Below are 21,489 nucleotides of genomic sequence, written 5' to 3' on the forward strand. Positions count from 1 at the left end.
ACGCCGGTCCACCGGGACGCCCGTCCGAGGGCTCACCCACCTCCCATGGCGAGATGTCTCACCGCGAGATCATGGAGGCGCTCTCGGGCCTGCTGCTCGGCATGTTCGTGGCGATGATCTCCTCCACGATCGTCTCCAACGCTCTGCCCGAGATCATCGCCGACATCGGCGGCGGGCAGTCGGCCTACACCTGGGTGGTCACCGCCTCCCTGCTGACCATGACGGCCACCACCCCGCTCTGGGGCAAGCTGTCCGACCTGTTCAGCAAGAAGCTGCTCATGCAGATCGCGCTGGTCCTCTTCGTCGCGGCCTCGGCCGTCGCCGGCTTCGCCCAGAACCCGGGTCAGCTCATCGCTGCCCGGGCGATCCAGGGCATCGGCATGGGCGGTCTGACCGCTCTGGCGCAGGTCATCATGGCCGCGATGATCTCCCCGCGTGAGCGCGGCCGCTACTCGGGCTACCTCGGTGCCGTCTTCGCGGTCGCCACCGTCGGCGGCCCGCTGATCGGCGGGGTCATCACCGACGCCGACTCTCTCGGCTGGCGCTGGTGCTTCTACGTCGGCATCCCGTTCGCGGTGATCGCCTTCATCGTGCTGCAGAAGACCCTGCACCTGCCCGTCATCAAGCGCGACGGCGTCAAGGTCGACTGGGCCGGCGCGTTCTTCATGGCCGCCGGCGTCTGCCTGCTGCTCGTCTGGGTCACCTTCGCCGGCGACAAGTACGACTGGGCCTCCTGGGAGACCGCGGCCATGGTCGGCGGCTCCGTGCTGCTCCTGCTGATCTTCGTCCTCGTCGAGTCTCGGGCCAAGGAGCCGATCATCCCGCTGCGGCTCTTCGCCAACCGGACGATCACGCTCTCCTCGCTCGCCTCCCTCTTCGTCGGCGTGGCGATGTTCGCCGGCACGATCTTCTTCAGCCAGTACTTCCAGCTGGCCCGCGGCGAGTCGCCGACGATGGCCGGCGTGATGACCATCCCGATGATCGCAGGGCTGTTCCTCTCCTCGACCGTCTCCGGCCAGGTCATCACCCGCACCGGGAAGTGGAAGGCCTGGCTCGTCGTCGGCGCCGCCCTCATCGTCGGCGGGCTTGGCCTGCTCGGCACGATCCGCTACGACACCGAGTACTGGCACGTCGCCGTCTTCATGGCGATCCTCGGCCTCGGCGTCGGCATGACGATGCAGAACCTGGTCCTCTCCACACAGAACCAGGTCGCACCCGCCGACCTCGGCGCGGCCAGCTCCATGGTCACGTTCTTCCGCAGCCTCGGCGGCGCGATGGGCGTCTCCGCGCTCGGCGCGCTGATGGCCCACCGGGTCACCGACTATGTCCAGGACGGTTTGGCCGACCTCGGTCCGCGCTACGCCGCGCTGGCCCAGGGCACCTCGGGCGAGATCCCGGACATGGACAAGGTCCCCGAGCCGCTGCGGTCGGTGCTGGAGAGTGCGTACGGGCACGGCATCGCCGACATCTTCATGGTCGCCGCGGGCGTAGCCGTCATCGCACTGCTGTTCGTGGTGTTCATCAAGGAGGTTCCGCTGAAGACCAAGGGCGGGCTCGCCCAGGCCGCCGCAGAGGCTGCCGAGGTCGACCGCCCCGCCGCGGTCGCCGAGGCCGTCGCCGGGGTGCCCGAGCAGCACGCTGCCCCCGCGCCGGTCGGCAACGGGATCGCTCTGCACGGGTTCGTCCGCGGCGCCGGAAGCATCCCGATCCCGCACGCCGCGGTCACGCTGATCTCGCTCTCCGGGCGCCAGCTCGGCCGCTCGGTCGCCCACGCCGACGGCTCCTACGCGGTGGACGCGCCCGGGTCGGGGACATACGTCCTGATCGCCTCGGCCGACGGCTTCCAGCCGCAGGCCTCCACGGTGGTGGTTGCCGGTGAGCCGGTGGCGTACGACCTCCTGCTCAGCGGCACCACGGGCCTGAAGGGCATCGTGCGCGGCGGCGAGGACGGCGCGCCGATCAAGGACGCGATGGTGATCGTGACCGACGTACGCGGCGACCTGCTCTCCACCGGAACGACCGTCGCGGACGGCACCTTCTTCATCGACGAGCTGGTCCCGGGACCGGCAACGGTCGCGGTCAACGCCGAGGGCTACCGCCCGCGCGCGGTGCCGATCGAGATCGGCGCCACCGGCCTGACCCGGATCGAGGTCGAGATGGCCACCGGCGCCCGCCTGACCGGTGTCGTCAAGGCGGCCTTCGGGCCCCTCGCCGATGCCAGGGTGACGCTGGTCGACGCGGCCGGCAACGTGTCCGGGACCGCGACGACCGGCCCGGACGGGGCGTACGCCTTCGCCGATCTCGACAGCGGGGACTACACGGTCCTGGCCACCAGCTACCCGCCGGCGGCCGGCGCCGTGAGCCTCACCGGCCACGGTGTGGACGGCCACGAGATCGTCCTCTCCCACCCCGAGGACTGATCCGCGATGGCACTGACCGCACAGATCCGCACCCGCGACGGCTGGGCCGTGGCGCACGCGATCGTCACCCTCACCGACACGGCCGGCGGTCAGGTGCTGCGCGCCGAGGCCGACGAGGACGGTGTCGTCACCGACGACACCGTCCTCGCCCCCGGGCCGTACGTCGCGATCGTCACCGCGATCGGCTGGTCCCCCACGGCGGCGACCGCGATAGTCACGGCCTCGGGGACGGCTGCGCTCGGCACGGTCACCCTGACTCGTCAGGGGGACACGTCGCTCCCGGCCCCTGGGCCGTGGACGATCGACCCCGCCCACTCCACGGTCGGCGCGGTCGCGCAGCACCTGGGCATCTCCAACGTGCGCGGCCGGTTCACCGACTTCGCCGGGGTCGTCGAGATCGCGCCGGACCATCTGGAGAAATCCCGCGTCGAGGCCGTCATCCGTGCCGCCTCGATCGACACCGGCAACCGGATGCGCGACGACCACCTTCGCAGCGGGGACTTCCTCGATGTCGAGGCGTTTCCCCAGATCGTCTACCGCTCCACCGGCCTCACCCCGGCCGGACCGGACCGCTGGACCGTCCACGGGGAGCTCTCGATGCACGGGCAGACCCGTTCCGTAGACCTCGACGTCGCCTACCTCGGCACCGGCCCCGACGCCTGGGGCGGCACCCGCGCCGCCTTCCGCGCCACCGCCCAGCTGCGCCGCGAGGACTTCGCGATGAACTACAACCAGGCCGTCGCCGCCGGCATCGCCGCCATCGGCACGACCCTCAAGGTGGAGCTGGACATCCAGGCCGTCCAGGGCGACTCGCTGCCAGCCTGAGCCGAGACGTCAGCCCGGTCGGCCGAGGCGTGCCGGACGACTGAGACTCTGCGAATATGAGTGCATGGAGCTGCGCCATCTTCGCTACTTCGTCGCGGTCGCCGAGGAGCGGCATTTCGGCCGGGCGGCCGAGCGGCTCCACATGGCGCAGCCGCCGCTGTCGCAGCAGATCCGCCAGCTCGAGGCCGAGCTCGGCCTGACCCTGCTCACCAGGACGACACGACGGGTCGACCTGACCCCGGCCGGGGCTGCGTACCTGGAACGGGCGCGGGAGATCCTCGGTGCCGTGGACGCCGCCGCCCACGAGGCCGCGAGCATCGCCTCGGGGCGGCGCGGACGACTGCTGATCGGATGCGTCGGGTCGGCGACCTACTCGCTGCTCCCGGCCCTCGCGCGCACCCTGCGCGCCGAGCTGCCCGAGGTCGAGTTCGGGTTCCGGGGCGAGATGCTCTCGCCGGACCAGGCCGCGGCACTCACCGACGGCACCCTCGACCTCGGCCTGCTCCGCCCCCTGCCCACGACCCCATCCCCCGGCCCCGGTCTCTCGATCACCCACCTGCGCCAGGAGAACCTGCTGGTGGCGATGGCGAAGGACCACCGGTTCGCCGGCCGGCGCCGCGTACGCATCGCCGACCTCGACGGCGAGGGCCTCGTCATCCACGCCGGCGGCGGCCGCTCGGCGATGAACGCGATGATCCAGGACCTCTTCGACTCCGCCGGGATCCGCAGCCACATCGCCCACGAGGTCGCCGAGACGTCCACCCTGGTCACGTTCGTCGCAGCCGGCCTCGGGGTCGCCATCGTCCCCGAGCCGACCGCGGCCCTCGCCGTCCCGGGCGTCGTGTACGTCCCCCTCACCGGCACCCCCGGCGTCGAGCTCGTCGCCGCCACCCGCGCCGGTGACGAGAGCCCGCTGCTCTCCCGCGCCCTCGCCATCCTGGTCGAGTCGGCGCGAACTGACGAGAAATGATGGCGAGTCGATGCTCGTTATGACGAGCCGACTCGGCATCGATCGGGTCAGCGGCAGCGCAGGGTCTGCGAGGGAGCTACGCCGTAGGCCTGGCGGTAGGCGGCGGCGAAGCGGCCGAGGTGGGTGAAGCCCCAGCGGTGGGCGACCTCGGCGACGGTGTCGCCGCGGCTGGCGATGAGGTCGGCGTGGACACGTTCGAGGCGGATCTCCTGCAGCTTCTGGGTCGGAGTGCGGCCGAGGTAGCGCTGGAAGCCCTGCTGGAGGCGGCGGATGCCGACGTCGGCCTCGCGAGCGAGATCGGAGACGGCCCATTCGCGCGCCGGGTCGGCCTCCATGGCCTCGACGACGCGGGAGACGATGCGGGGCTGGACTGAGCCGACGGCCGGCTCCTCGGGGAAGCAGGCGGCGACGAACGCCGCGGTCAGCGTCCCCGCCAACCGGCGACGCACCCGCTCGTCGCCGACCAGGGCCGGGTTGCGCATCGCCTCGGTGCCGAGCGAGCCGAGCAGGCCGATCCAGGCGCGGGCACCGTGGGCACGCAGGTCGAGCTGGGCGGGGAGCCGGTCGGTGTGCAGCCCGACCAGGGCCGCGACCTCCTCGACCAGATAGTCACGCTCGACCCTCATCCCGACGATCGAGCAGTCCGCCGACCAGCGCGTCATCTTGGTCGGCCGGTCGGGAGGACACACGGTCGCCTGACCGTCGAGCGAGAGCACGTGTGCACCACCGACGTTGGCCTCGAGGACACCGCTTCGCGGGACGTTGACCGCCCAGGCCCCCGGGTGGTCGGACTCCACCGACACCTCCGCACCCCAGCCGATCCGGGTCAGCCGGACCGGGCCGAGGTCGACCGCGCGCAGCTCCGCCGGGCGGGCCGGCTTGCCGCGCATGATCAGGGCATGGGGGAAGTAGGCCTGGGAGACCTCCTCGGAGAAGGTCTCCATGTCGCCGGACGACCCGGACGACGCGGTGAGAGTGCCGGTCACGCTCATCTGCCACCCCCTAGTGACGTCCTTCACAGTAACAGCGCATCCAGGCGTCGCCGAGAGCGTCCTGAAACCCGGTGCGCAATCCGGATAGCCCGTTCGCCGAGCGGATCGCCGCCCTCGTGATCCGGATCTAGCGTCTTCCTCCGACGTGACCGCCACCACAGATCCGCGGCCCCGACTAAGGAGGAGCTCCATGGACCCACGCACCCTGCGGTCGACCTTCGGCCGCTTCGCGACCGGCGTCACCGTGATCACCTGCCGCACCCCCGACGGCGCCCACCACGGCGCCACGGTCACGGCCTTCACCCCGATCTCGCTCGATCCGCCGCTGGTGCAGGTCGCCATGACACGTACGTCGAAGGCGGCCGCCTATCTCGAGGGCGCGGCCTTCGCGGTCAACGTCCTCGCCGCCGACCAGAGCGATGTCGCCATGCACTTCGCCGGCCGCCCCGGCAGCGACCCGCTCCCCTGGCGCGAGGGCGCGACGGCGCCGCGGCTCGGCGGGACGGCCGCGACGCTGGTGTGCCGACCGTGGCGTACCGACGACGGCGGGGACCACGTGCTGTTCCTCGGAGAGGTCGTCGAGGTGATCACCACCGACCGCAAGCCGCTGCTCTTCCACGACAGCGCCTTCCACCACATCGGCAACCCGTCCTCGGAGGTGGTCTGGCTCGGTTGCCAGGACGACCCCAGCACCGGCTGGTTCGACGCGACCACGTCGTTCACCGCCATCGATGTCCCCGCGATCCCGCGATCCACCCACTACTGACGCCAACCAACAACCAGACCAAGGAGAGAAATATGACCGACGCCCTCGCCCCGGAGTCCCAGTCCGACGGTCCGCCGACCGTGAACCCGGCCGCCGATTCGCCCGTCAACCAGCAGACGAACTTCGCCTCCCGCCCGATGACCGGCGACGAGTACATCGAGAGCCTGCGTGACGGCCGCGAGATCTACCTGCACGGCGAGCGGGTCAAGGACGTCACCACGCACCCGGCCTTCCGTAACCCGGTGCGGATGACCGCGCGCCTCTACGACGCGCTGCACACCGGCCCGCACGTCGACGAGCTCACCGTGCCGACCGACACCGGCAACGGCGGCGTCACGATGCCGTTCTTCAAGACGCCGACGTCCTCCGCCGACCTGCTCAAGGAGCGCGACGCCATCGCTCGTTGGTCCCGGATGACGTACGGCTGGATGGGCCGCTCGCCCGACTACAAGGCCAGCTTCCTCGGCACCCTGCACGCCAACAAGGAGCTGTACACCCCGTTCCAGGACAACGCCGAGCGCTGGTATCGCGAGTCCCAGGAGAAGGTCCTCTACTGGAACCACGCGATCATCAACCCGCCGGTCGACCGCCAGCTGCCACCGGACGAGGTCGGCGACGTCTACATGAAGGTCGAGAAGGAGACCGACGCCGGCCTGATCGTCTCCGGCGCGAAGGTCGTGGCGACGGGCAGCGCGATCACCAACTACAACTTCATCGCCCACTACGGCCTGCCGATCCGTAAGAAGCAGTTCGCGCTGATCTGCACCGTCCCGATGGACGCCCCCGGCATCAAGCTGATCTGCCGCTCCTCCTACACCGAGCAGGCGGCCATGAACGGCGAGCCGTTCGACTACCCGCTCTCGAGCCGGATGGACGAGAACGACACCATCTTCATCTTCGACAAGGTGCTGGTGCCCTGGGAGAACGTCTTCATGTACGGCGACGTGGAGCGGATCAACTCGTTCTTCCCGCAGTCGGGGTTCCTGCCGCGGTTCACCTTCCAGGGCTGCACCCGCCTGGCCGTCAAGCTCGACTTCATCGCCGGCCTGCTGATGAAGGCGCTCGACGCCACCGGCTCGGGCGGCTTCCGCGGCGTACAGACCCGGGTGGGTGAGGTGATCGGCTGGCGCAACCTGTTCTGGTCGCTGACCGAGTCGATGGCCCGCGACCCCGAGCCGTGGGTCGGCGACGCGGTCATCCCGAAGCTGGAGTACGGCCTGACGTACCGGATGTTCATGATCCACGGCTATCCGCGGGTCAAGGAGATCATCGAGCAGGACGTCGCCTCCGGGCTGATCTACCTGCCTTCGGGCGCCGCCGACTTCAAGAGCCCCGAGGTGCGGCCGTACCTGGACAAGTACGTCCGCGGCTCCAACGGCATCACCGCCGTCGACCGGGTCAAGGTCATGAAGGCGCTGTGGGACTCGATCGGCTCCGAGTTCGGTGGCCGTCACGAGCTCTACGAGCGCAACTACTCCGGCAACCACGAGAACGTGAAGGCCGAGCTCCTCTTCGCCGCCCAGAACCGTGGTGGGGTGGACGCGATGAAGGGTCTCGCCGACGAGTTCCTGGCCGAGTACGACCTGGACGGCTGGACCGTGCCGGACCTGTTCTGACCCGCTCCCCGCTGAGGGCGGCGCCTCGCTCTGACGCCCTAGATCAGGCGTCGCCCTCAGCGCAGCACGATCCAGAGGCCCACGGCGGCGGGCAGCATCCCGAGGATCAGCCAGGGCGTGAGCGGGCTGCGCCGGTGGATGAGGAACCCGCCGGCCAGGCCCAGCACCCCGAAGGCCGCCGCGATGATGCACAGGCCGATCCGCGAGCTCTGGTAGATCGGGTCGATCGCCACGGCCCCGATGACCAGCCCGACCGCCAGGTGGGCGACGGTGAACACGACGAGGACGGACGCGACCCACTGCTTCACGTGAGTGAGCGACTTGTCGTTGACGGGCCGGATCGGGTTGTCCGGGTCCATCAGGTGGCGTGGTCGTCGCGGTTGATCGTTCACAGTCTCATACTTACCAGACCAACTGTTTGTGCACCAACTATTGGTACGCTAACTCACATGCCGACGAAGAAGGATTCCCTCTCGGAGATCGAGAACCCGCTCGCGCTCGATCAACAGGTCTGCTTCGGCCTGGCCGTGGCCGCCCGCAGCGTCATCGGCCTCTACCGGCCCCTGCTCGAGCCCTTGGGCCTGACCCACCCGCAGTATCTGGTCATGCTGGCACTCTGGGAAGAGGAGTCGCTCCGCGTCTCCGAGCTCGGCCGAAAGGTCCAGCTCGACCCCGGCACCCTCTCCCCGCTCCTGAAACGCCTCGAGGCCCAGGACTACATCCGGCGCGAGCGCAACCAGCACGACGAGCGCTCGCTCGCCGTCGTACTGACCGACCGCGGACGTGCCCTGCGCGACGACGCCGAGAAGATCCCGCCCGCGATCGTCGAGCGCCTCGGCATGGGCGTCGACGAGCTCATGGAGCTCCACCACCGGCTGCTGGAGGTCATCGCCGCGGCGACCAGGTGAGCCGCGGCCGGCACTCTAGGAGCTGGACGCCAGCGCGCCCGCGAGCGAGTCGAGGACGCCGGGGACGATGGAGAAGTAGGCCCACCGGCCGCGCTGCTCGCGGGTGACGAGCCCGGCCTCGACCAGCAGCTTCATGTGATGGGAGACCGTCGGCTGGGACAGCCCGACCGGCTCGGTGAGGTCGCAGACGCAGGCCTCCTTGTCCTCGGCGGCCGCGATGATCGAGAGCAGCTTGACCCGGTTGGGGTCACCGAGCGCCTTGAACATCCGCGCCAGCGCCTCGGCCTGCTCGTCGTCGAGAACGCCTGCGGTCACCGGCGAGCAGCACGCGACGGCGGCGGACGGGAGCACGGGAAGAACGGTCATGAGGACGAGTCTACCGAACGATATTGACGAACGTCGATACGTCGCCTAGGGTCGCCGTCATATCGACGTTCTTGAATCTGAGGAGCATCATGACCGATCTTCCCGTTGCCGTCATCGGCGCCGGCCCCCAGGGCCTTGCGGCCGCCGCCCATCTCCTTGAGCGTGGCCTGACCCCGCTCGTGCTCGAGCAAGGGAGCGAGCCTGCTGCAGCCGTCGCCGAGTGGGGCCACGTACGCCTCTTCTCGGCCTGGCCCGAGCTGGTCGACAAGGCTGCTGCCCGGCTTCTCGAGCCGACCGGCCACGTCGCACCTGAGAAGGGCTACCCGACCGGTGCGCAGTGGCGCGAGGGCTACCTCGTCCCACTTGCCGACACCCTCGGGGACCACGTCCGCTACCGCGCCACGGTCACCGGCGTCTCCCGTAGGGGCCGCGACCGGCTGGTCGACGCCGACCGCGCCGAGCAGCCGTTCGTCCTCCATGTGACCGGCGCCGACGGCACCGAGGAGCGCATCGAGGCGCGCGCCGTCATCGACGCCTCCGGCACCTGGCGCCGCCCCAACCCGGCCGGCGCTGACGGGCTCCCGGCACTCGGCGAGAGGGCTGCCCACGCCGCGGGCGCGCTCGGCTACGCCGTTCCGGACCGCGCCCACCCCGAGGCGTACGCCGGCCGGCACACGGTCGTGATCGGCGCGGGTGACTCCGCGTTCAACGCCGTCAACGAGCTCACCGCCATCGCCAGGGACCACCCGGGCACGAAGATCACCTGGGCGATCCGCCGCGCGGTCTCGACGAACACCTTCGGTGGCGGCGAGGCCGACGAGCTCCCGGAGCGGGGCGCTCTCGGCGTACGTGCCAAGAAGGCCGTCCAGGAAGGCACGGTCGAGCTGGTGACCGGGTTCCGCACGGAACAGATTGACGGTGCCACCGTCATCGCCGAGGACGGCCGCGTCATCGAGGCCGACCAGATCGTCGTGCTCACCGGCTACCGCCCCGACCTCGGCTTCCTGAGCGAGATGCGCCTCGACCTCGACCCGACGCTGGAGGCGCCGCGCAACATCGCGGTCCAGATCGACCCCAACCTGCACTCCTGCGGCTCGGTCAGCGCGACCGGCGCCAAGGACCTCGCCCAGCCCGAGCCCGACCTCTACCTCGTCGGGATGAAGTCCTACGGCCGCGCGCCGACCTTCCTGGCGATGACCGGCTACGAGCAGGTACGCAGCGTGGTGGCCGAGCTCGCCGGGGACCACGATGCAGCCGCCCGGGTGGAGCTCGAGCTCCCGGACACCGGGGTCTGCGGCGGCGCCGGGGTCTTCGACGACCCGGACAGCACCAAGAACGGCGGCTGCTGCGGGACCCCCGCCCCGAGCGAGGAGATCTTCACGATCAGCCGGGCGCCGATCACGCTCTCGTGATCGAACGCTCAGGGTTCACGCCGAGCTCGCCGAGCAGGGCGAGCACCCGCTGCTCGATCTCGTCCCGAATGCCGCGTACGTGGTCGATGTCGCCGCCCTTCGGGTCGGTGACCTTCCAGTCCTCGTAGCGCTTGCCCGGGTAGAACGGGCAGGCGTCGCCGCAGCCCATGGTGATGACGGCGTCGGCGCTGCGTACGACCTCGTCGGTCCACGGCTTCGGGAACTCCCCGGAGATGTCGATCCCGAGCTCGGCCATGACCTCGACAGCGACCGGGTTGATCGCCGCGGCAGGCGCCGAGCCACCGGACCAGCCGATCGCCCGGTCGCCGGCGTAGTGGGCGAAGAAGCCGAGCGCCATCTGGGAACGGCCGGCGTTCTCGACACAGAGGAAGAGGACGCCCGGCTTGTTGTCGGTCGGTGATGCATCAGCGCTCATCGAGGCACTCCTGGGGCGAGGGGATGTGGGGGTCAGGAATCGAAACGGGAGGCGAGCGTCCTGATTCGGCGCTCGAGCTCGAGGTACGCGGCGTCGAAGGCCTCGGGGCCATCGCCCACGGGGTCAGGGATCGACCAGTGCAGCTCGCCGCGGACCTTCGGGGTCTCATGGGCGCGGTCACAGACGGTGACCACCAGATCGTCCGGGTCGAGCACGTCGTCGAGATGACGGGGATCGACGATGGGGAGCTCCAGGTCGTGGCGGGATGCGACATCGACCGCCCCGGGATTGATCTGCTCGGCGGGGTGGGTGCCGGCGGAGGCGGCCGGGATCGCGCTGACCTGGCGCCACAGCGCCGCGGCCAGATGCGATCTGGCCGAGTTGCCGGTGCACACGAACAGGACACGCCTGGGCACCGCCACGGGGGACGCGGTGCCCAGGCTCTCGAGCGCGTCCTGCTCGAGGTGCAGGTACGTGCGTCTCCCGTCGCCCTCGGAATGATGACGGGACACGACGCCTGCGCTCACCAAGGTCTGCACGTGGTGAGCAAACAAGTTCGACGAGACATTCAGCATCCCGGCGAGCTCCGTGGGGGAGGCATCACTCATCTGGAGGCTGTCGACGATCCGAAGTCGCACCGGATCACCGAGCGCTGCGTGCATCTTCGCCCGGCGTTCCAGCTCCGGCTGTCTTTCAACCTCCATTGACTCAATATTGACTGAGTAATCCTCGGACGTCAAGAATGCGAGCGTGATCTCTTCCCTCCCGCGCCGCCTGCTGGCCGAGTTCCTGGGCACCGCCCTGCTCGTCGCCGTGGTCGTCGGATCCGGCATCGCCGCCCAGCAGCTCTCCCCCGATGATGTCGGCCTGCAGCTGCTGGAGAACTCGATGGCGACCGTCTTCGGACTGGCCGCGCTGATCCTGATGTTCGGCCCGGTCTCCGGGGCGCACTTCAACCCGGTGGTTTCACTGGCCGACTGGTTCCTCGGCCGAAGCGGAGCCCGAGGCAATTCGCTCGGCCGGCGCGCCGGGAAGGGGCTCTCGCTTGTCGAGGTCGGCGCCTACGTGGTGGCCCAGATCGCGGGTGGGATCGGTGGCGCTGTGTTGGCCAACGTCATGTTCGACCTCGACGCGGTCACGCTCTCGACCAAGGACCGCGCCACCAGCGGCCACTTCGTGGCAGAGATCGTCGCCACGGCAGGTCTCGTGGCCCTGATCTTCGCCCTCGTACGCAGCGGCCGCGGCGCCCTCGCAGCGCCCGCGGTCGGTGGCTACATCGGCGCCGCCTACTGGTTCACCAGCTCCACCTCGTTCGCCAACCCGGCGGTCACGATCGGCCGGGTCTTCTCCGACACCTTCGCCGGGATCGCGCCGGGGTCGGTGGCTCCGTTCGTCCTCGCGCAGCTCGTGGGCCTGGTCGTCGGCGTACTTCTGATCCTGGCGCTCTACCCCGACGCCGGCGAGCGGGCCGACGACGTCGTCGTCAGACCTGGCTGACCGCGGTGAGCAGGTGTGGCCAGGCCGTCGAGGTCGGGTCGCCCCAGGCGGCGTGGTCGGCGCCGTCGACCACCTCCAGGCGTACGCCGGGGTGTGCTGCCGCGTAGCGCTCGGAGATCGCGAGCGGGATCACGGTGTCGGCGGCGCCGTGCAGGATCCGCACGGGGACGTGTGGGGTGAGGCCGAGCGGATCTGCTGCGGCGTACGCCTCGGGCGTCTCGGCCGAGGTGCCGCCGAGGAACTCCTCGACCGCGCCGTCGCCGAGGCCGTCCCGGCTCATCGCGGCGAGGGCGGCGGCGGGAGCCAGGGCCACGACACCGGTGACGAGGGTGCCTTCCCGGGAGGCCGCCCTCAGGGCGAGCTGGCCGCCGGAGGAGTGGCCGACCAGGGTGATCCGGCGGGGTGCGTCGTTGTGGATGGTCCACTCCCGGCCGCTGAGCTGGATGGACTCGATCGCGGTCTCGATGTCCTCGAAGGCCTGCCGCCACTCGCCGGGTCCGTGCCGGTACTCCACCGTCGCGGTCAGATGGCCCGCCTCGGCCAGCGCCCGGCCCGCAGACCAGGTCCGCATCCGGTCGGAGTCGCGCCACATCCCGCCGTGGAGCAGCAGTACGAGCGAGTCGGTCGCCTCGGCCGGCTCGAAGACGTCGGCGACCTGACGGGCGGTGGCCCCGTAGCGCATCGTCGCGTCGGGATAGGTGGTGTCGGTGGTGGTCATGACTTCTCCCTGCTGTTGATTCGGCCGTCGCGGTCGAGCAGCACGCTGACCGCGACGCCGACCACCAGCCCCCAGAAGGCGGAGCCGATGTTGACGACGGTGATGTCGGCGACGGTCACCAGGAAGGTGACCAGCGCGCCGGTGACGTACGGCCCGTTGAAGGCGGTCTGGAAGGCGCCCTGGAGCGGCTTGAGCATGGCCAGCCCGCCCAGGACGGCGACGTACGCCTCGGGCATGGTGGTGATGACCCGCACCATGCCGGGAGCGAGCAGGCCGAACCCGATCGCGAGTACGCCGCACCAGATCGCCGCGGCATAGTGCCGTCGTCGCTCGCCCGAGGCGGTGACCAGCGCGTTGGTCGGCCCGGCCAGACAGGTGGACACGCCGCCGAACGGGGCTGCGACCAGCGAGGTCACCCCGCACCAGCCGGTCACCTGGTTCATCCGCGGGTCGTGGCCGGCTGCCCGCAGGACCGCCATGCCCTGGCCGTTCTGGACGACCAGGACGGTGATCAGCAGAGGGATGGTGAGCTCGATGAAGGCGGACCCGGTGAAGACCGGCGCGGTCCAGACCGGGTCGATCATCCAGCGGCCGGAGACCTCGACGGCCGGTCGGTCGGCGAGGCTCACCGCGACCGCGCCGACCGCGAGCGCGACCAGCACCGCCGGGAGCCAGCGGACGAGCCGTGGGACCGCGCTCACGGCGACGAAGGCGGCCACCATCGGTCCGGCGATCGCCAGGTCGCGGTCGACGGCGAGGACCAGGTCGGTGCCGAAGCGGAGGAAGACACCGGCCACCATCGCCATCACGATCGGCATCGGCAGCAGGTGCATGACCCGGTCGACCTGACGGGTCAGGGCCAGCGCGACCAGGAGCAGCGCCGCCATGATGAAGCCGCCGACCGTCTCCGGCCAGGTGGTGCCGGCGGCCATCGCCTGGCCGACGACCACGGTGCCGGGGATCGTCCAGAAGTAGACCAGCGGCTGCCGGCTCCAGCGCGAGGCGATGACCGTCAGCACCCCGTTGAGGCAGAAGACTGCGCTCACCCAGGAGGCGACGACACCGGCGGAGAGCCCGGCTCCCTGGCCGACGGCGAGAATCACCGCGACCGGGCCGGTGCAGGAGAACAGGAAGCCGATGAAGCCGTTGACCAGCTCGTGGCGGCCGAGGTCGCGCCTCAGGCCTGTCGGTGCGTACCGGACGTCGAGGTCGGTGCTCATGGCTCCTCCGTCGGCTCGGCCGCCATCGCCGCGAGCTCGGTCCGGCTGCGTACGCCGAGCTTCGCGTAGATGCGGGTCAGGTGGTACTGCACGGTCTTGGGCGAGACGAAGAGCTGCGCGGCGACCTCGCGGTTGGAGAGCCCCGAGGCGACCATCTCGGCGACGGTCTCCTCCTGCGGGGTCAGGTCCACCGGCCCGCGCTGGCCGCGCGGTGACCGCACTCCCCCGGCGCGCAGCTCGCGCTGGGCGGCGTCGACGTAGGTCAGCGCCCCGAGTCCGTCCCACAGATCGCGCGCGGAGGAGAGCAGCGCCTCGGCGTCACGACGACGACCGGCGCGACGCAGCGCCTGACCGTAGGCGAAGGTGACCCGGGCGCGCTCGTAGCGCAGCGGCATTCCGTCGAGCAGCCCGAGCGCACGGTCGAACGTGTCCCGGACGCCGGCGAGGTCGCCACGGGCCCCGTGCCAGCGGCCCCGAGCGGTGGCCAGCCTGGCCTGGGCGGAGCGGTGCTGCTCCTCACGCGCGCGGGTCTCGTGCGGGCGGAGGAACTCATCGGCCTCGTCCAGGCGGCCCTCCGCGATCAGTGCGGCGGCGTACGTCTCGGCCCAGGGCCAGATGGCCGGCTCGGTCAGCGCGCTGCCGGCCGGGGCCTGGGTGAGCGGCTCGAGGATGCGGAGGACGGCACGGAAGTCGCTGCGGGCCTCGGCGAGGTGGGCGCGGGCGAGCAGCGCCGGCACGCGCATGATCTCGTAGCCCTGCGCCCCGATCTCGGCGGCGCGGGCGGTGCGGGCGGCCTCCTCCCAGCTGCCGCGCAGCAGGTGGGTCTCGGTGGCTGTCCACTCCAGCAGCGGGGTGACCAGGGCGATGCCCGACTCGGCGGCCAGCGCCCGCCCGGCCGCGACCGTCTGCAGGGCCGCGTCGCCCTCGCCGGTCAGGAACTGCACCCGCGCCAGCCAGGCCAGGGCCCACATCGAGATCCGGGTCGAGCCGCCGAGGACCCGTGGGTCGGTGACCCCCTCCAGGCGGCTGCGGGCCTCGTCGGGCTCGTCGGCGAGCACATCGAGCCAGCCGCGGCCCATCGTGACCCGCTGGGTCTGGGCGCTGTGCCCGACACGACGGGCGGCTTGGGTGTACGCCTCGTGGGCCTCCTCGAACCGGCCGGCCATCGCCAGCCCGAGCCCACGGATCGCCGCCGCCTCGACGCCCGCCGCCGAGTCGCGGCCGGCCAGCGAGATCGCCCGGTCGGCCCAGGTGACCAGCTCGGCGCCCCGGCACAGTGCCAGGGAGTGCAGCACGTGCCGGGTGGCGATCAGGGCGGCGGTCTCCGGCTCCCGGTCGGCGTTGACGATGTCCCAGGCGCGCTTGAGCCGCACCTCGGCCTCGGTGGCGCGGCCGCGCAGGATCGCCAGATAGGCGAGCACCGCGTCGCGCAGCGGCGTCTCGCGCAGACTCTCGACCACGGGCACCAGCGCTGCCGCGCCCATGCCGTCGCCGGCTGCGACCAGGGCGTCCACGGAGCGGATCAGCCGGTCGTCGCGCCGCACGGGGTCCTCGGTGAGCCGGCTGGAGTCGCGGTAGAGCGCCGCGGCCTCCGCCCAGGCACCTTCGTCGCCGCGCCGTTGCGCCAGCCGGGCGACCTCCTCTGCGAGCTCGGCGTCGGGCAGCGGGGTCGCGGCGACGAGGTGCCGCGCCCGGCGGACCTCGTCGTCGACGATCGCGGCTGCGCGCTGGTGCGCGTCGGCGGACCGGCGAGCGCCCATCGTCGCCAGCACGGCGACAGCGACCAGCGGCGTACGCCATCGGGGGCGGTGGTCGCGGGTGGCCTCGACGAGCCCGGCCGAGGCCAGGGCGTCGACCGCGGAGAGCGGGTCCTCGAGCCCGGCGAGGGCCGCGGCTTGACCCAGCGACGTGTCCTCTCCCAGGATCGCCAAGGCCTCGGCGAGGGCACGTCCGGCGGAGCCGCACCCGGCGAGGGCGAGCTGGACCTCGTCGCGTACGTGGACCGGCGCTGGCAGCTGGGTGTCGGCCCGTGCCCAACGGGTCGGCGGGAGCTCGTCGAGCAACGCGACCGCGTCCCGGGGGCTGCCCGCGGTGTGGCGGGCGAGGACCTCGGCCATCGACGGGTGCAGGACCCGTCCGCGCAGCGAGGCGAGCTCGCCGACCGCGGCCGCGTCCAACCCCTCGATGCGTACGGTCTCGGCGGCGATCTCGCCGAGGAACGCGGTGCTGCGGGTGGCCGCCAGCACCACCAGCACCGCTGCGTCGCGGTGCCGACGCAGCGCGGAGGCGATCGCCTGCAGCGAGAAGGTGTCGGCGAGGTCGCCGTCGTCGACCAGGACCAGTCCGGGCTCGTCGACACACCCGGCCAGGGCTCGCGCGATCAGGGCATCGGCCGCGGCGACCGGGTCGGCCGGCGGCTCATCTCCGAGCAGCTGGCGGAGCACCGCGCCGGGCGAATCCTGCTCCCACGCACCGGCGCGGGCCCTCAGCGCCGGCGTGCCGACCCGGTCGGCCAGGCCGCGCAGCAGCGCGGTCTTCCCCAGGCCCGGGTCGCCGAGGACGAGTACGGCGGCGGAGCCGGAGGTGCGGGTGGCTGCCAGCCGCGAGGTGAGCTCGACGAGCTCCTCCTCGCGACCGACACACCCAGCTCGTTCGATGAGCACGGTCACACCCTAGGCCCCCTTCATGCCGGTACGCCGTCGTCGAGCGTGACGCTCACGACGGTCTCCTCGGGGGACCGCGGCACAGCCACGGCCACGACGGAACCAAGCAGCGCGACGCCCGCGAAGATCTGGAAGGCGGTGGTGCCACCCACCCCGGCGGCGACCAGTGCCCCGCCGATGATCGGTCCGACGATCCCGCCCAGCCGGCCGAACCCGGCACACCACGCGACGCCCGCGCCGCGGGCCCGGGTCGGGTAGTAGTTGGCGACGAGTCCGTAGATGAGCACCTGCGTACCGATCGTGCCGACGCCGGCGATCGCGACGGCCGGGAACAGGACTGCGAGCGGCAGCCCGAGGGGCAGCAGCAACAGCATCAGGGCGGCGAGCACGAAGGTCGTCGAGACCACCTTCTTGGCGCCGGTTCGGTCGGCGACGTACGAGGCGAGGAGGCCACCGAAGATGGCGCCCCCGTTGAGCACCAGCAGGAAGGTGAGTGCGTACGCCTTGCCGTAGCCGTTGTCCTCCATGATCTTCGGCAGCCAGGTGTTCAGGCCGTAGGTGAGCAGCAGACCGGAGAAGCTCATCAGCCCGAGCACCATCGTCGGGAACGCGAGCGGGCGGCGCGCCAGGGCGCTGAAGCCGACCGCCTCCTGGGCGGTGTCGGTCGCCGCGACCCGGCCGCGGGAGTCGAGCCACAGCTGAGACTCGGGCAGCTTGGCGATCGCGAAGGGCAGCAGGAGCACCAGCGGGGCGGCGCCGATCGCCATCAGGATCCGCCAGTTGGAGCCACTCGGGTCGATGATGAGCGCCATCACGGAGGCGGTCACGCCACCGGCGGGGATGCCGCTGTAGACGATCGCGTTGAGCCGGTTCTTCCGCTCCGGCGGCGCGAACTCGGCGACCAGGGCGCCGACGGTGGCCAGGATGGCCCCCAGCCCGAGGCCGGTGAGGAAGCGGAGGATGCCGAAGACGGCGATCGACTGGGCGAACGCGGTCGCGGCCATCCCGAGCGAGAACCAGGTGATGCTGGCGAGCACCACCTTCCGGCGGCCGATCCGGTCGCTGACCGCGCCGGCGCTCAGCGCGCCCACGAGCACCCCGACCAGCGCGTAGCTGCCGAGCGTGCCCGCCTGGCCCGCGGATAGCTGCCCGATCTGCCCGGGATCAGCCATCAGGGTCGGCAGCACCGTGCCGTAGACCACGAGGTCGTAGCCGTCGAACATCAGGGCCAGCGCGGAGAGCGCGACGACCCAGGCGAGCTGGCGCCCGGTCTTGGCCCGAGTGATTTCATCGGTGTTTTCGGACATGGGTGATCTCCATGGGTGACGCGAGCGTGCTCGCGAAGGGAGGGACGGCCCCGAGAGAGGACCTGGTGGCTCAGCCGAGGTCACCGCCGGCGACGGGAAGGACCGTGCCGGTGATGTAGGAGGCTTCCTCGGAGGCGAGGAAGCAGATCGCGGCGGCCTGCTCGTCGAGCGTGCCGTAGCGGTGCATCAGTGAGGTCTCGAGGGTCTGGTCGATGTGGGCCTGGAACCACGCCTTCTCGGTGTCGGTACGCGGCTGTGGTGTGCCCCGGGAGATCCGGCGCGGCGGAGCCTCCGTACCTCCCGGGGCCGTCGCGGTGACCCGGACACCCGACCCGGCGTACTCCAGCGCGAGCGAGGCGGTGATCGCGTTGATCCCGCCCTTCGCCGCGGAGTAGGGGATCCGGTGGATGCCGCGGGTCGCGGCCGAGGAGACGTTGACGATGACGCCGTGCCCGCGCTCGACCATGCCCGGCAGCGCGGCCCGGCAGGCGTACAGCGTGGTCATCAGCGAACGGGTGATCTCGGCGTCGATCTGGTCGGCGGTGAACTGGGTGAACGGTTTGAAGTTGATCGCGCCACCGACGTTGTTGATCAGCACGTCGATCCGGCCGTACGTCTCCAGCGCCCGATCGACCAGCGCGGCCGCGCCCTCGTAGTGCTCGAGGTCGCACTCGACCGCGCTGGTGGTCGCGCCCTGGCCGGTGAGCTCCTCGGCCACCTCGGCTACCAGCGGCGAGCGGTCGGCGAGAACTACCTTGCCACCCTCGGCGGCCACCCGTCGCGCGACCTGCGCGCCGATGCCCTGGGCCGCGCCGGTGATCACCACGACCTGGCCGGCGAACCGGCCGGGGGAGGTGAACCGCGGCCTGGTCGCGGCGGCCGACTCGGCCATCGCGCGCCGCATCGTCTCCTTGGACCGCTCGCTGTGGGCCTTGATCAGCTCACGGGCGGCCGCTCGGTCGCCGCGCTCGAAGGCCTCGACGATGTCGAGGTGGTCCTGGGTGCACCGCGGGTGGCACCAGGTGGCGTTGCGCAGCACGTCCTCCATCCGGCCCTTGACCCCGAGCGCCTGGTAGGCGGCCAGCAGGTGGCTGTTGCCGGTGAGGGTGAACAGGTAGTCGTGGAAGGCCGCGTTCGACTCGGTGTAGCCGTGGGCGTCGAGGAACCGGTCACCGTCCACGTACGGCAGGGTGGACTCGGCGAGCAGGCGGTAGCCGGCCAGCTGCCGGGAGTCGAGCCGCCCGATGGTCAGATCGAGCGCCCCCACCTCCAGCGCCGCCCGGGCCTCGAAGATCGCGTCGGACGCGGAGATGTCCGGGTGCTCCTCACCGATCGTGTAGCCATCCGCGGTCGTGTCCCCGCCGGTCGAGCCGGCGCCTCCGCTGGTCGAGCCGCCGGAGCCGCTAGGCGGAGGCGTGCCGAGACCAACAGAGTCGCCTCGAGCGAACGTCAGCTGACCGCCGATGCCACGCGCCTCGGGGGACTGGATCAGATCCTCGACCGTGTTGGTCTCGACACCGGCCACTGCGTGTCCGGGCTCGACCAGCGGAGGAAGCACCAGCTGGCCGGCGATGCGGCGAATCCGGTCGCCATCGTCGGTCGAGCTGTCACCCCGGCTGGTCGAGCCCCCGGAGCCGCTAGGCGGAGGGGTGTCGAGACCAACAGAGTCACCGACCGCGAACACCTCCTGACCGCCGATGGTCCGTGCTTCGGGGGACTCGATCAGCGCCGCGACTGTGTTGGTCTCGACACCGCTCGCTGCGCTCGCGGGCTCGACCGACGGGGCGGCTGGGACGGCGAGGGCGAACTTCTCGTAGTAGAACCCGGTGGGCTCGAGACCGGCGTCGGCGACATGCGTACGCACCGCCTCGACCATCGGCGGCGGGCCGCACAGGTAGATCGCGACGTCGCCGTCGTGCAGGTCGTCGGCGCCGATCAGGCTCGTCACGTAGCCCTTGTTGGCCGCGGTCGAGGCGGGGTCGGAGACGCAGTGGTCCCAGCTGAACCCGGGCAGCCGCGAGACGAGCTCGCGCACCTCCTCCAGCTTGACCAGGTCGTCGTCGGTGCTGACGCCGTAGACCAGCCGGCCGCCGCGGTCGCAGCCGTCGACCTCGAGCTGGCGCAGCATCGAGAGCACCGGCGCGAGCCCGGTGCCACCGGCCAGCATCAGCACCGGCCGGCGCGCCTCGCGCAGGAAGAAGGAGCCGTTCGGGCCGGTGAAGGTGACCTCGTCACCGACGGCGGCGCGCTCGGTCAGCCAGGTCGACATCGCACCGCCGGGGGTGAGCTTGACCAGGAAGACGAGCCGCTCCTCGTGCGGGGCGTTCGCGAAGGAGTAGGACCGGGTCACCTCGGTGCCCGGCACGGCGATGTTGACGTACTGCCCCGGGAGGAAGGCCAGCTCGCCGCGGTTGGGGATGTCGATGGAGAGCTCGACCGTGGTCGGGCTCAGCCGGTCCAGGCCGACGACGGTGCCGGTGTAGCTCGCGGCACCGGTCTTGGCGACCTCGGAGGTGGTGGCGATCTGCAGCGCGAGGTCCGAGCGCGGCTTCATCGAGCACGGCAGGGCGTACCCCTCGGCGGCCTCCGCCGGCGACAGCGCGTCCTCGATGTAGGTGCCGCCGTCGTACTCCCCCGACTCGCACAGCGCCTTGCACGTCCCGCAGGCACCGTCGCGGCAGTCCAGCGGGATGTTGATCCGCTGCCGGTAGGACGCGTCGGCGACGGTCTGGTCCTCACGTACGGTGATGAACCGGGTCACCCCGTCCTCGAAGGACAACGCGACCTGGTGGGTCGTGGTCTCGCCAGAAATGGGCTCAGCGATTGCAGTCATCGCAGGCGCCTCAGACGTGGTAGATGTCGACGACGTGGTGGATGTAGTCGTTCTTCAGCACCACGGTCTTGCGGCGGATCAGCGGCTGCTCGCCGGAGAAGTCGATCGTGTAGAACGACGTGCCGTAGTAGGGATCGACGCTCTTGTAGCGGAAGTACATGGTGTGCCAGTTGAAGCGCACGTCGACCAGGTCACCGCGGCGCTCGATCACCTCGACGTTGCTGATGTTGTGCGACGTACGCGGCTCGGGCAGCGAGGTGGCGGAGGACCGCTCCGTACGGATCCGGAAGACGCGGTCCTCCAGACCACCCTTGTTGGGGTAGTAGATGAGCGACATCTCGGTCTGCGGGTCCTCGGTGAGGAGGTCGGCGTCGTCCCAGCAGGGCATCCAGTAGACGACGTCGTCGGCGTAGCACTCGAGCCACTTCTCGAACTCGCGGTCGTCGAGGAAGCGCGCCTCGCGGTAGAGGAACTGCTCGATCATGGTGTGCGTGATGAGCTTCGCCCCGGCGGGAGCCGAGTTCTGCGTGAGCGTCATGA

Annotated in this window: 19 protein-coding genes; 8 read left to right on the plus strand and 11 right to left on the minus strand. The window is 71.0% G+C overall.

Annotation, left to right across the window (positions count from 1 at the left end; translation table 11 throughout):
- Window positions 1-53 precede the first annotated feature (53 nt).
- From ACFWQC_RS16500 to ACFWQC_RS16510, 3 genes are all read left to right on the plus strand, one after another.
- Entirely contained in the window at window positions 54-2,420 is a 2,367-nt protein-coding gene (locus tag ACFWQC_RS16500) for an MFS transporter (RefSeq protein WP_378679935.1), read from the plus strand.
- Window positions 2,421-2,426: 6 nt separating this feature from the next.
- Complete coding sequence (locus ACFWQC_RS16505) at window positions 2,427-3,245, plus strand: YceI family protein (RefSeq protein WP_378679938.1); 819 nt, start codon at window positions 2,427-2,429, stop codon at window positions 3,243-3,245.
- A gap of 64 nt (window positions 3,246-3,309) precedes the next feature.
- A complete protein-coding gene (locus tag ACFWQC_RS16510; RefSeq protein ID WP_378679941.1) occupies window positions 3,310-4,215 on the plus strand; it encodes a LysR family transcriptional regulator in 906 nt (301 codons plus the stop codon).
- Window positions 4,216-4,262: 47 nt separating this feature from the next.
- On the opposite strand, the gene ACFWQC_RS16515 is transcribed toward ACFWQC_RS16510, so the two are convergent.
- Window positions 4,263-5,207, minus strand: coding sequence for an AraC family transcriptional regulator (locus tag ACFWQC_RS16515; RefSeq protein ID WP_378679943.1), 945 nt, complete (start codon window positions 5,205-5,207; stop codon window positions 4,263-4,265).
- 190 nt (window positions 5,208-5,397) lie between these two features.
- On the opposite strand from ACFWQC_RS16515, the gene ACFWQC_RS16520 reads away from it, so the two are divergent.
- Together ACFWQC_RS16520 and ACFWQC_RS16525 are read left to right on the plus strand one after the other, a co-directional pair.
- Window positions 5,398-5,973, plus strand: a complete 576-nt coding sequence (locus ACFWQC_RS16520) for a flavin reductase family protein (protein ID WP_378679946.1) — start codon at window positions 5,398-5,400, stop codon at window positions 5,971-5,973.
- Window positions 5,974-6,005: 32 nt separating this feature from the next.
- Window positions 6,006-7,589 (plus strand): 4-hydroxyphenylacetate 3-hydroxylase family protein, encoded by a 1,584-nt coding sequence (locus ACFWQC_RS16525; protein WP_378679948.1) that lies wholly within the window; start codon window positions 6,006-6,008, stop codon window positions 7,587-7,589.
- A 56-nt stretch (window positions 7,590-7,645) separates the two neighbouring features.
- On the opposite strand, the gene ACFWQC_RS16530 is transcribed toward ACFWQC_RS16525, so the two are convergent.
- Entirely contained in the window at window positions 7,646-7,981 is a 336-nt protein-coding gene (locus ACFWQC_RS16530; RefSeq protein ID WP_378679951.1) for a hypothetical protein, read from the minus strand.
- A gap of 57 nt (window positions 7,982-8,038) precedes the next feature.
- On the opposite strand from ACFWQC_RS16530, the gene ACFWQC_RS16535 reads away from it, so the two are divergent.
- A complete protein-coding gene (locus tag ACFWQC_RS16535; RefSeq protein WP_378679953.1) occupies window positions 8,039-8,497 on the plus strand; it encodes a MarR family winged helix-turn-helix transcriptional regulator in 459 nt (152 codons plus the stop codon).
- Window positions 8,498-8,512: 15 nt separating this feature from the next.
- Here the strand turns inward: ACFWQC_RS16535 and ACFWQC_RS16540 are convergent, their stop codons facing one another.
- On the minus strand, window positions 8,513-8,863 hold the full coding sequence (locus ACFWQC_RS16540; protein ID WP_378679956.1) for an ArsR/SmtB family transcription factor: 351 nt from the start codon (window positions 8,861-8,863) through the stop codon (window positions 8,513-8,515).
- Window positions 8,864-8,952: 89 nt separating this feature from the next.
- Between ACFWQC_RS16540 and ACFWQC_RS16545 the strand changes: the two genes are divergently transcribed.
- Entirely contained in the window at window positions 8,953-10,275 is a 1,323-nt protein-coding gene (locus tag ACFWQC_RS16545) for an NAD(P)-binding domain-containing protein (RefSeq protein WP_378679958.1), read from the plus strand.
- Here ACFWQC_RS16545 and ACFWQC_RS16550 read toward each other — a convergent pair.
- Entirely contained in the window at window positions 10,262-10,711 is a 450-nt protein-coding gene (locus ACFWQC_RS16550) for an arsenate reductase ArsC (RefSeq protein ID WP_378679961.1), read from the minus strand. The genes ACFWQC_RS16545 and ACFWQC_RS16550 overlap by 14 nt on opposite strands.
- Window positions 10,712-10,743: 32 nt before the next feature.
- Window positions 10,744-11,451: an ArsR family transcriptional regulator gene (locus ACFWQC_RS16555; protein WP_378679964.1), complete on the minus strand. Its 708-nt coding sequence runs from the start codon at window positions 11,449-11,451 to the stop codon at window positions 10,744-10,746.
- Between the two features lie 10 nt (window positions 11,452-11,461).
- Between ACFWQC_RS16555 and ACFWQC_RS16560 the strand changes: the two genes are divergently transcribed.
- Window positions 11,462-12,208, plus strand: a complete 747-nt coding sequence (locus ACFWQC_RS16560) for an aquaporin (protein ID WP_378679967.1) — start codon at window positions 11,462-11,464, stop codon at window positions 12,206-12,208.
- On the opposite strand, the gene ACFWQC_RS16565 is transcribed toward ACFWQC_RS16560, so the two are convergent.
- From ACFWQC_RS16565 to benB, 6 genes are all read right to left on the minus strand, one after another.
- Window positions 12,195-12,926, minus strand: a complete 732-nt coding sequence (locus ACFWQC_RS16565) for an alpha/beta hydrolase family protein (protein ID WP_378679969.1) — start codon at window positions 12,924-12,926, stop codon at window positions 12,195-12,197. The genes ACFWQC_RS16560 and ACFWQC_RS16565 overlap by 14 nt on opposite strands.
- Window positions 12,923-14,146: a benzoate/H(+) symporter BenE family transporter gene (locus ACFWQC_RS16570; RefSeq protein WP_378679972.1), complete on the minus strand. Its 1,224-nt coding sequence runs from the start codon at window positions 14,144-14,146 to the stop codon at window positions 12,923-12,925. The genes ACFWQC_RS16565 and ACFWQC_RS16570 overlap by 4 nt, the downstream gene beginning before the upstream one ends.
- Window positions 14,143-16,809 carry a LuxR C-terminal-related transcriptional regulator gene (locus ACFWQC_RS16575; RefSeq protein WP_378679976.1) on the minus strand — a complete coding sequence of 889 codons (2,667 nt, stop codon included), beginning with the start codon at window positions 16,807-16,809 and terminating at the stop codon, window positions 14,143-14,145. Before ACFWQC_RS16575 ends, ACFWQC_RS16570 begins: the two co-directional genes overlap by 4 nt.
- Window positions 16,810-16,829: 20 nt before the next feature.
- Window positions 16,830-18,116, minus strand: a complete 1,287-nt coding sequence (locus tag ACFWQC_RS16580; RefSeq protein ID WP_378679979.1) for an MFS transporter — start codon at window positions 18,114-18,116, stop codon at window positions 16,830-16,832.
- Window positions 18,117-18,186: 70 nt separating this feature from the next.
- Window positions 18,187-20,949, minus strand: a complete 2,763-nt coding sequence (benC, locus tag ACFWQC_RS16585; protein ID WP_378679982.1) for a benzoate 1,2-dioxygenase electron transfer component BenC — start codon at window positions 20,947-20,949, stop codon at window positions 18,187-18,189.
- Between the two features lie 10 nt (window positions 20,950-20,959).
- Window positions 20,960-21,487 carry a benzoate 1,2-dioxygenase small subunit gene (gene benB, locus ACFWQC_RS16590; protein ID WP_378679984.1) on the minus strand — a complete coding sequence of 176 codons (528 nt, stop codon included), beginning with the start codon at window positions 21,485-21,487 and terminating at the stop codon, window positions 20,960-20,962.
- Between the last annotated feature and the right edge of the window lie 2 nt (window positions 21,488-21,489).

This window comes from Nocardioides sp. NPDC058538 (assembly GCF_042719275.1).
In the GTDB taxonomy this organism is placed as follows: Bacteria; Actinomycetota; Actinomycetes; order Propionibacteriales; family Nocardioidaceae; genus Nocardioides.

Coding starts and splice junctions, on each gene's coding strand:
- ACFWQC_RS16500 (WP_378679935.1), top strand. CDS start 54: ATGTCTCACCGCGAGATCATGGAGGCGCTCTCGGGCCTGCTGCTCGGC.
- ACFWQC_RS16505 (WP_378679938.1), top strand. CDS start 2,427: ATGGCACTGACCGCACAGATCCGCACCCGCGACGGCTGGGCCGTGGCG.
- ACFWQC_RS16510 (WP_378679941.1), top strand. CDS start 3,310: ATGGAGCTGCGCCATCTTCGCTACTTCGTCGCGGTCGCCGAGGAGCGG.
- ACFWQC_RS16515 (WP_378679943.1), bottom strand. CDS start 5,207: ATGAGCGTGACCGGCACTCTCACCGCGTCGTCCGGGTCGTCCGGCGAC.
- ACFWQC_RS16520 (WP_378679946.1), top strand. CDS start 5,398: ATGGACCCACGCACCCTGCGGTCGACCTTCGGCCGCTTCGCGACCGGC.
- ACFWQC_RS16525 (WP_378679948.1), top strand. CDS start 6,006: ATGACCGACGCCCTCGCCCCGGAGTCCCAGTCCGACGGTCCGCCGACC.
- ACFWQC_RS16535 (WP_378679953.1), top strand. CDS start 8,039: ATGCCGACGAAGAAGGATTCCCTCTCGGAGATCGAGAACCCGCTCGCG.
- ACFWQC_RS16540 (WP_378679956.1), bottom strand. CDS start 8,863: ATGACCGTTCTTCCCGTGCTCCCGTCCGCCGCCGTCGCGTGCTGCTCG.
- ACFWQC_RS16545 (WP_378679958.1), top strand. CDS start 8,953: ATGACCGATCTTCCCGTTGCCGTCATCGGCGCCGGCCCCCAGGGCCTT.
- ACFWQC_RS16550 (WP_378679961.1), bottom strand. CDS start 10,711: ATGAGCGCTGATGCATCACCGACCGACAACAAGCCGGGCGTCCTCTTC.
- ACFWQC_RS16565 (WP_378679969.1), bottom strand. CDS start 12,926: ATGACCACCACCGACACCACCTATCCCGACGCGACGATGCGCTACGGG.
- ACFWQC_RS16570 (WP_378679972.1), bottom strand. CDS start 14,146: ATGAGCACCGACCTCGACGTCCGGTACGCACCGACAGGCCTGAGGCGC.
- ACFWQC_RS16580 (WP_378679979.1), bottom strand. CDS start 18,116: ATGTCCGAAAACACCGATGAAATCACTCGGGCCAAGACCGGGCGCCAG.
- benC (WP_378679982.1), bottom strand. CDS start 20,949: ATGACTGCAATCGCTGAGCCCATTTCTGGCGAGACCACGACCCACCAG.
- benB (WP_378679984.1), bottom strand. CDS start 21,487: ATGACGCTCACGCAGAACTCGGCTCCCGCCGGGGCGAAGCTCATCACG.